Source organism: Sphingobacterium sp. UT-1RO-CII-1 (assembly GCF_026711005.1).
In the GTDB taxonomy this organism is placed as follows: Bacteria; Bacteroidota; Bacteroidia; order Sphingobacteriales; family Sphingobacteriaceae; genus Sphingobacterium.
Genome location: NZ_JAPPVJ010000026.1, coordinates 1 through 782, shown reverse-complemented (window position 1 = coordinate 782; position 782 = coordinate 1). Strand labels below are relative to the sequence as shown.

Annotated in this window: 2 protein-coding genes; both read right to left on the bottom strand. The window is 39.3% G+C overall.

Annotated elements, in window-relative coordinates:
- Window positions 1-265 (bottom strand): hypothetical protein (locus tag ORI89_RS19185; protein ID WP_268232140.1); only part of this gene is annotated, 265 nt, incomplete at its 3' end.
- A gap of 15 nt (window positions 266-280) precedes the next feature.
- Window positions 281-782, bottom strand: a 502-nt coding sequence (locus ORI89_RS19180) for a hypothetical protein (RefSeq protein WP_268232139.1), incomplete at its 5' end; no start/stop codon positions are given.

Sequence of the window (782 nt, the reverse complement as noted above, 5' to 3'; positions counted from 1 at the left end):
ACGAAAAACCGACCGACGAACCTACAGAACCAGCGTTTTGATCGGGTGACATGTCAAACCAAGGATAGTATTTGTATTGGTCCCAGTCGTACCAATCGATTGTTTTTTCTTCCTGTTTCCATGATGCTTGGCTAATGATTGAAATTTTGTAAAACGATACTATAGCCTTTTGTGACTGTTCTGGCAACATTGATACATCAGGTAGTTTTGTTGGGTCTATTGCTAAGTAGTTAGCTGCACTTTCAAATGATCCTAAATTTTTCATTGTATGTTTTTGAGATTAGTTAATGTATTTGTTGTAGATATCTAAGAATTGCTTTCCTGCATAGGTTGCTATCTCACTACTTTTATACGTGAGGCGGGAACCGACACCCGAATGCGCAGCATCGAAGTGGTAGTCGACGTACGAAAAACCGACCGACGAACCCACAGAATTGAAGTATGGGTAATATTTGTACTCGTCAGTATCTGAATAATCCATATGGTTACCACCGTTAAGCGCTTCGCTGATAATCTTTAATTGCTCGTAAGCGTAAGAGTCGTCCGACTTCCCTTTGTGTTCAGATTCAAAAGATTTTAGAGTGCGTCCAGTAGCTAGGCAAGCATCTTCAAAAGTTTTTATATCGGTGTATGTGTTGAACGTTTTTGGACTAATAATAAAAGGGATTTCTTTTTCTTTCGATAAACTTTCACCATTGATATATCTATCGTAAATACCAATGAACTGTGTCCCTAAGTACTTGGCCTTTTCTGAACTTTCAACACAGAGGCGGGAACCGACA